Below are 9,618 nucleotides of genomic sequence, written 5' to 3' on the forward strand. Positions count from 1 at the left end.
TGCCGCCACAGACGGCAAATTTGCACAAAGAAGGCGTGAGCAACTTTCCTAGACGTCACCTATCCGCGCCGCCCCTAAATGCCGGGGGTTCGGTATCCGTCGTTGCGCCACAGGATCGGGAAGTGGTTCTCGTCCATCTCGTCGTCGGCGAGGCGGGCGTAGCGGGAGTAGATGGGTCCGTTGCCCTCGCCGAAGCCGTCCCGGTTGAACCGGGCGTCGCTGCTGGCGCAGTGCAGCACCAGGGTTCGCCGGTGACGGTCGGAGCTGTTGGGCCCCGAGCCGTGCCAGGCCCAGCCGTGATGGAATGACCCGCCTCCCGCGGTCACTTCGACCGGCGCGATGTCTAACTCGACGCCCGCGGCTTCAGCGGCTGCCGCGACCGGGGCCCGGTAGTCGTCGGGGGCATGAAACTCCCCGAACAGGTCGCCTGCGGTAGGCCAGCGATGCGAGCCCCGCGCAATCTCCAAGGTGCCTCCGCCCGCCACCGTGTCGTCCAGAGCGATCCAGCACGAGAACATCTCCGTCGGCGTGTACCAGGACAGGTAGGCGTTGTCGCGATGGAATCCCAGCGACCGGGCTCCTGGCGGCTTCCACAGCACATTGTCCTGGACGATGCGAGCACCGGGCCAGCCGGCCAACTTGGCAACGGCCTCACCCAGGCGAGCGTCGAGCACAGTCGACGCAATGAGCCTGTCGGCCTTCCAGCCATTGCAGATCTGGCGCGTCAGCGTCGGATCACTGCGGTCTTCGAGCCAGTTGACTTCGTCTGGAGAGATGCCCGTCTCGAAATCGCCGCGGAACAGCCGCTCGAACCGCTCTTTCAGGGGATCGACCAGAGCCCGGTCGATCAGCGCGTCGACCGTGACGAAGCCGTCGGCGTAGAACGACTCCACATCGCCAACTGCGAGCATCGCGCCAACTTAGTTCCGTGGCCACAAACGTTTGCGTGGTTGAGGCGGGCTGAATGCCTCGCGCCAGCCTCGACAGGATCAGTTCTCTGTGCAGAAATGTTCGCTGAGCGAGTGATTTTGCACAGAGAAGCGCCACACCGGCAAGCGTTTGCTGGCACGGCACCAGCTCATCGGCTGTGTCTGATGTTTCGGATGTGCTAACGCATCCTGAAGTCGGGATCGTGGCGGCGGAGTTCGCGGCGGGCGATGGTCATCTTGTGAACCTCGTCGGGGCCGTCCGCGATCCGCAGCGTGCGCATGTGGGCGTACATCTCGGCCAGCGGGAAGAACTGGGTAACGCCGCCAGCACCGTGCACTTGGATGGCGCGGTCGATCACCTTGAGCGCCATGTTCGGCACGGCCACCTTGATGCCGGAGATCTCCTGAGCCGCAGCCTTGTTGCCGATCGTGTCCATGAGGTGTGCCACGTGCAGCACGTACTCGCGGGCCTGGTCGATCTCGATGCGAGCATCGGCGATCCAGTCCTGGATCAGGCCCTGCTGGGCGACCGACTTGCCGAAGGTCTCGCGTTCGAGCGCGCGAAGGCACATGCATTCCAGCGCACGCTCGGCCACGCCGATTGATCGCATGCAGTGGTGGATACGGCCAGGGCCCAGGCGGGCTTGGCTGATGGCGAAGCCCTCGCCCTCGCCGCCCAGGATGTGGTCCTCGGGCACGCGCACGTTCTCGTAGACCAGCTCAGGGTGACCGCCCCGGTCATGGAAGCCGAACACCCGCGGGTCGCGTTCCACCGAGATGCCCTCGGCATGCCGGGGGACCACGATCATGGACTGCTGGCGGTGACGCGGCCCGTCAGGGTCGTTCTTGCCCATCACGATCAGCACTTGGCACTCGGGCCGCAGCGCATTTGAGGAGAACCACTTGCGGCCGTTCAGCACGTAATCGTCGCCGTCGCGGTCGATCCGCAGGCGGATGTTGGAAGCGTCAGAGCTGGCGACCTCGGGCTCGGTCATCGAGAAGGTGGACCGGATCTCGCCTTCGAGCAGCGGAGCCAGATACTGCTGCTTGACCCGCTCGGAGCCGTACAGATTCAGGATCTCCATGTTGCCGGTGTCGGGCGCGGAGCAGTTCAGCGCCTCGGAGCTGAACGTCACCTTGCCGAGCTGTTCTGAAATCGGCGAGTAGTCCAGGTTGGACAGCTTGGTGCCGGGCGCTTGCGGGTCGAGGTGGGGGATGAACAGGTTCCACAGCCCACGTTCGCGGGCAGCGGCCTTGAGCTTCTCCATGATCGCCGGCGTGGCGTGCACGTCTCCCGCGGCGGCGAGCTCGGCGTACTGCTCGTGGTACTCCTGCTCGTTGGGATAAATGTGGTCGTCCATGAACGACTGCACAGCCTCCTGCGTCTCGAGGCCCTTCTTGGTGTAGGCGTGCGCCATTGTCTCGCTCCAGTCCTGTGCGTGCGGTTCGCGCCCAGAAAGTAGCGGGCGCCCGTGTGCCCTGAAGCTAGCCCGCGGCTGTACGGAGTTTTGGAGCCGCGTTTCTCGGGGTTGGCCGATTCAGATCGCAGCCGGCTCAGACGTGGGTGCCGGCCCCGCCGTCGATCGTCAGGCAGGTGCCGTTGATGTAGTTGGCAGCGCTGCTGGCCAAGAAGACCACGCCCGAAGCAACTTCTTCGGCGGTGCCGTAGCGGCCGAGGGGGACGCCGGTGGAGTTCCGGGCGAAGATCGCCTCGGCGTCAGTGTTGTTCGACTCTGCGATCTCGGCGGCTGCCCGTTCCCACATGTCGGTGCGGATGAGCCCGGGGATGACCGTGTTGGTGAGCACGTTGTCGGCGCCGTACTTACCCGCCAGAGCCTTGGCGGTGGCAACCATGGCTGCCTTGGTGGCGGCATAGTCGATGAGCGCTGCGTTGGGGAAGAAGGCGGCGCCACTGGCGATCATGATGATCCGACCCCATTTCTGCTCGCGCATGTGCGGCAGGCAGAACCGGGTGCAGCGCACTGCCGACATGAGGTTGAGTTGGTGCAGGTCGGTCCAGTCGTCGTCGGACATGTACAGGAAGTTGCGCGACGGCGAGGCGCCGACGTTGTTGACGAGGATGTCGATCGGACCCATCTGATCCGCGGCAACTTCGAGTATCTCCTCCACGGCATCCGTCTCAGACATGTCGCCGAAGTACCCGTGTACTGACCCGGTCCCCGACCGGGGTTGGTAGTTGTCGAGATCGAAGACCGCCTGCGGGCCGCGAGCACAGAAGCCGACCGTCGCACCGTGATCGGCCATCAGTTGCACCGACGCTCTGCCGATGCCCTTCGAGCCGCCGGTCACTAGTGCTACCCGCCCCGAAAGATCCAAGTCCAGCATGGGTTCCTCCCTCAATTTCGATGGTCTGATTGTGCGGTGTTCGATCGTCCGGTGGGCCTGTTGTCGGCCCGATGCCTCAATCGGCAGCGGCCAAGGCAGCCACTCCGGAATCTTCAGCCGCCTCGCTGTGGTCCGATGCCGCATCGAGCTCCGCCACGCCAGCCTTGATCCGCGGGATCAGCTCGCGGCCGAAGTCCACGGCGTCGTTGAAGGGATCGAACCCCCGGATCAGCACGTAACCCACGTCGCTGAGTCCGCCCCCGGGTTGCAGTCCGAGCTTGTAATAGCGCAGGATGGCTTCGGCCACCTGCTCTGGCGTGCCAACGAGGCACGAAGTGTTGCCAGGAGCGCCGGTGGCCTCGGCGATCTTGAGCCAGAGCCGCTCGTCGTGCACGTCGCTCGCAGCGGCATAGGCCAGCATTCGTTCGCCGCCGTGGTCGTAGGGCTTGCCCCGATGACTGCCCGCCACGGTCAGCTTGTCTGTGCCGGCAGCCTCGATGCCGCCCAAGATGCGATGAGCACGGTCCCAAGCCTCGCCTTCGGTGTCACCCAAGATGGGCCGCACGCTGATCGAGAAACGCGGCGCGCGTCCGTAGGCGGCGGCCCGGCGGCGGAAGTCGTCGAAGCGTTCGGCGATGGCGGCGCGGGGCTCGGCGTAGACGGCGTACACATCGCAGCGCTCGGCCCCCATCTCCAGCGCCTCACCGCTGGAACCCCCGAAGAAGATCGGTGGTGAAGGCTGCTGGAGGGGCTGCACGTCTGCGCGCACATTGCTGAATCGGTAATAGGCCCCTTCGTGGTCGAACGGTTCCGTCGCCGTCCACGTCCGGCGCATGACGTCGATGTACTCGCCAGCGCGGGCGTACCGATCGGCCTTCGGCAGGTAGTCGCCGTCGCGCTGATTGTCCTTGTCGCTGGCCCCGGCGATGATGTGCAGGGCGAAGCGGCCGCCGCTGAGCTGGTCGAACGTCGCCGCCTTGCGGGCTGCGAGCGTGGGGGCTACGAAGCCCGGCCGGTGTGCGACGAGGTAGCCGAGACGCTCGGTCACCGAAGCCGCGTGGGTTGCCACCGACCACCCGTCGGCCGACGTCGAGGTGTAGCCCACCAGCACCAGGTCGAAGCCGGCCTCATCGTGTGCTCGGCTGAAGTCCTCGAGGAATTGGCGGGACAGCCCGCCCTCGATGACGTGCACGGTCGAGTCGTCCTTGGGCGGCGACACGCCGATCATCCCGATCACCGACAACGGCACGCCACCAAGGTACGCGTCCCGCCCGGCTCATGCCTCCAGGGCACGGCTGGGCCCAAGCCGCCGAATCGCTCGGCACCGACTAGGAGCGGCGCGGCGCCCTGCTCGACGATCAGATCACGGTCATCCGTGCGCTCTGGGAGCACGACGTCATCGACTACACGAGCGAGTTTCACCGGATCGACCGGGCCGGCATCCGGCCGCGGTCCGCCCGCCGCATCCCGATCTGGTTCGGCGGCTACACGCCTGCCGCTTTGCGACGGGCTGCCCGATGGGGGGGACAGGTTCACGTTCGGCGACTCGGGGCCGGACACGGTGGCGCTGGCGGAGACCTTGCGGGAAATGCTCGCAGCCCAAGGCCGCGACCCGGCTGACTTCGCCCTTGAGGCCGAGGCCAACTACGGCATCGGCCCGGATCGGTGGACAGGGCTGGTCGCCGAGGCCCGTAACGCTGGCTTCACGCACTTCTCCGTCAACTGCCAGAGCACGACGTGCGAGTGGGGTGGCAACCCCGCTGCGAACTGCCAGAGCACCGCAGAGCACATCGAGGCGCTGGAGACCTTCATCACCTCGGTGACCTGAGCGGGCTCGATCTCGGCAACAACCCAGCCGGAACTTCCGGCGCGGTCCCTCGTCGTTGGACCTCGGATGGCGGCAGCATTTGGCTTTCGCACTGCAACACGGTCCTGCGAGCTGTGGACGGGCGTGAGTGCTGTTATGATGTAACATCATGCGTACACAGATCGCCTTGGAACCAGAGCAACATGTGCAGGTGAAACAGAAGGCGGCCTCTTTGGGGATCACGATGGCCGAGTACATCCGGCGCTTGGTCGATCGCGACCTCGGCAGGGTCGATACCAATGCTGATGTTTCAGCCATCGTCGGCATCGGGAGTTCGGGAGGTAGCGACATTGCCGCTGAAGGCACGGTGATGGCTGTGGCAGAGGCGGTAGCGACGCTCCGCAGTCGCGAGTGAGCGTCTTCGTCGATACCTCAGCGTGGTACGCAGCCGCAGACGTCGACGACGCCGGTCATGTGAGGGCAGCACGTCGACTCGAGGAGTTCGCTGGCGTGTTGGTGACCAGCGACCATGTCATCGTCGAGACTTGGTTCCTTGCCACGAGGCGCCTCGGGATCGCCGTCGCGGAGAGACTCGTGAACGGGATCCGCATGGGCATTGCCCGCATCGAGCCGGCGATCGTCGCAGATCTTGAGGCAGCGGCAAGCATCGGCGAGGCGTTTGCTGACCAACGGTTCTCTCTGGTTGATCGCACGAGCTGGGCGATCATGCAGCGGCTGGGCATCCGGGAGGCCGTGGCCCTCGACGCCGACTTCTCGATCTACCGCTTCGGCCTCGGCCGACGGCAGGCATTCGTCGTTCACAGTTAGGAGACTGTCGGTGCGGGCCTTGCGAAATGCTCAACCGACTACCCGCGCTTTGAGCGTGAGGCACCATCGCGGTCCGAGCAGACCATTTCCACTATGACCTGATTGGGGGTTGCATGGAACGCATCACCGTGTACCCGGCGGCCCGGATTCACACGATGGATCCCGGCAGACCTCATGGCAGCGCCGTCGCCGTCGCAGACGGTCGCATCGTGTCGGTGGGGTCAATGGAATCGATGCAACCGTGGCTGCGGCGTTACCCCTTCGATGTCGACGATCGCTACGCCGGCAAGGTGATCCTTCCGGGCTTCATCGACCCGCACACCCACCTGCGCCTCAGCGGCACCTACATGGGCCTGCACTACGTCGGCCCGATCGACTCGGCGTCGCCGACCGGGCTGCGCAAGGGACTGCCGAGCCGTGACGCAGTGCTGCACCAACTGCGGGCACTGGTCGCCGAGCACGCCGATCCCAGCGAGCCGCTGACCGCCTGGGGCTACGACCCCGCCAGCCAGGACGGCCACCTCGACCGCGACATGCTCGACGAGATCAGCGACACCGTGCCGATGTGGGTCTGCGCGTACGCGCCGCACATTGTCTATGTGAACTCCCCGATGCTGGAGCTCATCGGCGTCGACGATGACAGCATCGGCCACGGACTGGGCCGCTATCCCGACGGTCGGCTGAATGGCTGGTTCGTGGAGACCGAGGCAACGGCCCGGGCGACGCGCCCGGTTGCCGCTTCGGTGTACGGACCGGGTACTGGCCGTGCGGCCATCGATCGCATGGGTGCGGTCACCCGGGCAGCCGGTGTCACCACCACGGCAGACCTGATGTGGGGGATGGCGGACGGCTTCGAACCCGAATGGAACGACCATGCAGCGGCCATCGCCGATGGCACGTTCCCGCTGCGCATCTACATGATTCCCTTCGAGCCGAAGCTGGTGCGCAGCTACGGCAGCGACATGCTCGACTTCTTGGCCGCGAAGCGGGCCGAGGGCGACGATCGGCTGAACACCCACGGCGTGAAATACGTGAACGACGGCTCCTACCCGTCCATGACCTTGGTCATGAACGCACCGGGCTACCTCGACCAAGACACTGCCCACACCGGTGAGGTGCCATGGGAGGACATGGTGGAGCGGATGCGGCCGTTCTGGCAGGCAGGCGTTCAGATTCACTCCCACGCCAACGGCGATCGCACGGTCGACATGACGCTGGACACGCTCGCTGCGCTTCAGGCCGAGCACCCTCGCTTCGATCATCGCTTCACGATCGAGCACTACTGCATCTCGACACCAGCGCAGGCGAAGCGGCTCGCGGCATTGGGCGGGCTCGCCAGCGTGAACGTCTATTTCGTGCACTTCCGGGCGCAGCTGCATTCAGATCACGGGTTCGGCCCCGACCGCAGTGAGGCCACGGCCCGACTGGGTTCGCTGGTACGGGCGGGCGCTACGTTTGCGCTGCACAGCGACTTCAATCTGGTCGTGACGCCGCTGTCGCCGCTGCTGGCTGCGTGGTGTGCCGTCAATCGAGTGGGCGCAGACGGCGAAACCGTGATGGCACCGGGGGAGCGGATCTCAGTGGATCGGGCACTGCGCGCCATCACCATCGACGCAGCCCATGTGCTGGCCCGCGACGATCGGTTGGGCTCGATCGAGGCCGGCAAGCTCGCCGACTTCACCGTGCTTGACGACGATCCCTACGAGGTCGATCCGATGGCACTGCGAGACATTGCCGTGCACGACACTGTGCTCGGAGGCGAGCCCACATCGTGAATTGAGGCAAGCGGCAATTCCTGACCGCGGGAGGACGGGTGCCGGTTTTTGGGAGATCGCTGGGGCGGGATCGTTCCCTCGCGAGCACATACGGGAAGTGGGCCGTCGTGGCCGGTGCCTCGGAAGGGCTCGGCGCAGCGTTCGCCACTCAGCTCGCCGTACGCGGCATGAACCTGGTGCTGGTGGCGCGCCGGGGTGACCTGCTGGCCGAACGCGCTGAACAGCTCATCGCCGAACACGGGGTCGAAGTTCGATGCGTGGTTCTGGATCTGGCCGACCCCGCATTCGCCGGGGCGCTCGCCGACGCTGTCGCTGGGCTGGACCTCGGGATCGTCGTCTACAACGCGGCGTTCACACCGGTGGGCCCGTTCCTGGAAGCCCCCGACGAGGAGATCTCCCAGGCGGTGGACGTCAACGTGCGCGGACCGCTGCTGGCCTTGCGCGCGCTGGTGCCGTTCATGTGCAGCAGCGGCAGGGGCGCGGTGGTGCTGATGTCATCGCTATCTGGCCTGCAAGGGACACCTCACATTTCTGTCTATGCGGCCAGCAAGGCGTTCAACCTCATTCTCGCCGAGGGGCTCTGGTACGAACTGCGATCGCACGGCATCGACGTTGTCGCCTGCTGCGCCGGCGCGATGCGCACCCCGGGGTATATGCGATCGTTCGGCCGCGACGTGCCCGGCATGCTGTCTCCCGATGAGGCTGCGCGCCGAACACTCGATGGGCTCGGCCGAGGGCCGCGGCTGGTGCCGGGCTTTGTCAACCGGATCACGGCTGTGCTCATGGGGCGTCTCCTTTCTCGGAAGGCGGCGATCCGGCTTATCGGCAGGAACACGAGACACCTGACGTGACCAACCTCGTGGCGGGTTTCTTTGCGCCTTGGGCTGTTCTTGCTCTCATCGGGGTGCTGCACCTAGCGCTGCCGGCGCGGCGTGCGGCGGGATACGTGCGCGATGAGCACAGCGGTGAGGTGCTGCGCTATCGACTCAACGGTCTACCGGTGCTCGTGGTCACGTTAGGGCTCTGGATCACCGCGTGCTCCTCGGGCGTCATGCCGTGGGATTGGTTCTGGCAGCACCGCTGGGCGGGCGCTGCGGGTGCTCTGATCCTGGGCTTGCTGGCATCGGCTGCGGTGGTGCTGAGTGCGACTTCCAGGGGAGGAGGCCTGCTGGCGGAGCTCTATCTCGGGCGCCGGATCAACCCACAGGCATTTGGCGGCCGCGCCGACACAAAGATGTTCCTGTATCTGGCGGGCGCCGTCCTGCTCGAGCTCAACCTGCTCTCGTTCGCGGCCCACCACTTCATGGCCTACCCCGACGATCCATCGCCAGGAGTCGTGCTCTACGTCGTGCTGTTCACCTGGTTCGTGTGCGACTACCTCGTCTTCGAGCAGGTCCACCTCTACACCTATGACCTCTTCGCGGAACGCGTGGGGTTCAAGCTCGTGTGGGGCTGCCTCTGCTGGTATCCGTTCTTCTACGCAGTGGGCTTGTGGTCGGTGGCAGATCGCCCCAATCCGCACATGCCCGTCTGGCTGATGGTCACGGCGACGCTGGTGTTCTTTGCCGGGTGGACCCTGTCGCGGGGCGCGAACCTGCAGAAGTTCCGTTTCAAGCAGGACCCCGAACGGGCATTTCTGGGTCTGGCTCCCCGAACGCTCACAGACAGTGAGCGCCGTGTGCTGTGCAGCGGCTTCTGGGGTCTGTCACGGCACGTCAACTACCTCGGCGAGATTGCCATGGCGACCGGTTTAGCGCTGGCTCTCGGCTGGCCGCTGGTGCTCGGTCCTTGGCTGTACCCGCTGTACTACGTAGCGCTGCTGGTCCCGCGGGAGCGTGCCGACGATCGACGATGCGCAAGAAAGTACGGCAGTCTCTGGGAGCAGTACCGCGCAAAGGTGCCGTGGCGCATCGTGCCACGGGTCTACTGACGC

Annotated in this window: 10 protein-coding genes and 1 pseudogene; 7 read left to right on the plus strand and 4 right to left on the minus strand. The window is 65.6% G+C overall.

Annotated elements, in window-relative coordinates; translation table 11 throughout:
- Positions 1–74: 74 nt before the first annotated feature.
- The 4 genes from ACOCMM_RS10340 to ACOCMM_RS10355 form a co-directional block, all read right to left on the minus strand.
- A complete protein-coding gene (locus tag ACOCMM_RS10340; protein ID WP_419553074.1) occupies positions 75–911 on the minus strand; it encodes a phytanoyl-CoA dioxygenase family protein in 837 nt (278 codons plus the stop codon).
- Positions 912–1,108: 197 nt separating this feature from the next.
- A complete protein-coding gene (locus ACOCMM_RS10345) occupies positions 1,109–2,347 on the minus strand; it encodes an acyl-CoA dehydrogenase family protein (protein ID WP_419553075.1) in 1,239 nt (412 codons plus the stop codon).
- 136 nt (positions 2,348–2,483) lie between these two features.
- Complete coding sequence (locus ACOCMM_RS10350) at positions 2,484–3,275, minus strand: SDR family NAD(P)-dependent oxidoreductase (protein WP_419553076.1); 792 nt, start codon at positions 3,273–3,275, stop codon at positions 2,484–2,486.
- Positions 3,276–3,351: 76 nt separating this feature from the next.
- Complete coding sequence (locus ACOCMM_RS10355) at positions 3,352–4,524, minus strand: LLM class flavin-dependent oxidoreductase (RefSeq protein ID WP_419553077.1); 1,173 nt, start codon at positions 4,522–4,524, stop codon at positions 3,352–3,354.
- A gap of 95 nt (positions 4,525–4,619) precedes the next feature.
- Here ACOCMM_RS10355 and ACOCMM_RS10360 point away from each other — a divergent pair.
- The 7 genes and pseudogenes from ACOCMM_RS10360 to ACOCMM_RS10390 form a co-directional block, all read left to right on the plus strand.
- Positions 4,620–4,895, plus strand: a pseudogene (locus ACOCMM_RS10360) (LLM class flavin-dependent oxidoreductase); the annotation flags it as partial.
- Entirely contained in the window at positions 4,837–5,103 is a 267-nt protein-coding gene (locus ACOCMM_RS10365; RefSeq protein WP_419553078.1) for a hypothetical protein, read from the plus strand. The pseudogene ACOCMM_RS10360 and the gene ACOCMM_RS10365, both read left to right, overlap by 59 nt.
- Before the next feature lie 148 nt (positions 5,104–5,251).
- Positions 5,252–5,497, plus strand: a complete 246-nt coding sequence (locus ACOCMM_RS10370; protein ID WP_419553079.1) for a hypothetical protein — start codon at positions 5,252–5,254, stop codon at positions 5,495–5,497.
- On the plus strand, positions 5,494–5,910 hold the full coding sequence (locus tag ACOCMM_RS10375; protein WP_419553080.1) for a type II toxin-antitoxin system VapC family toxin: 417 nt from the start codon (positions 5,494–5,496) through the stop codon (positions 5,908–5,910). The genes ACOCMM_RS10370 and ACOCMM_RS10375 overlap by 4 nt, the downstream gene beginning before the upstream one ends.
- A gap of 113 nt (positions 5,911–6,023) precedes the next feature.
- Positions 6,024–7,685: an amidohydrolase gene (locus ACOCMM_RS10380; RefSeq protein WP_419553081.1), complete on the plus strand. Its 1,662-nt coding sequence runs from the start codon at positions 6,024–6,026 to the stop codon at positions 7,683–7,685.
- 107 nt (positions 7,686–7,792) lie between these two features.
- Positions 7,793–8,536 carry an SDR family NAD(P)-dependent oxidoreductase gene (locus ACOCMM_RS10385; protein WP_419553082.1) on the plus strand — a complete coding sequence of 248 codons (744 nt, stop codon included), beginning with the start codon at positions 7,793–7,795 and terminating at the stop codon, positions 8,534–8,536.
- The gene (locus ACOCMM_RS10390; protein ID WP_419553083.1) at positions 8,533–9,615 is read left to right on the plus strand and encodes a DUF1295 domain-containing protein; all 1,083 of its coding nucleotides are present in this window, start codon (positions 8,533–8,535) and stop codon (positions 9,613–9,615) included. Before ACOCMM_RS10385 ends, ACOCMM_RS10390 begins: the two co-directional genes overlap by 4 nt.
- Positions 9,616–9,618 lie beyond the last annotated feature (3 nt).

The organism is Candidatus Poriferisodalis sp. (assembly GCF_965198245.1).
In the GTDB taxonomy this organism is placed as follows: domain Bacteria; phylum Actinomycetota; class Acidimicrobiia; order Acidimicrobiales; family Poriferisodalaceae; genus Poriferisodalis.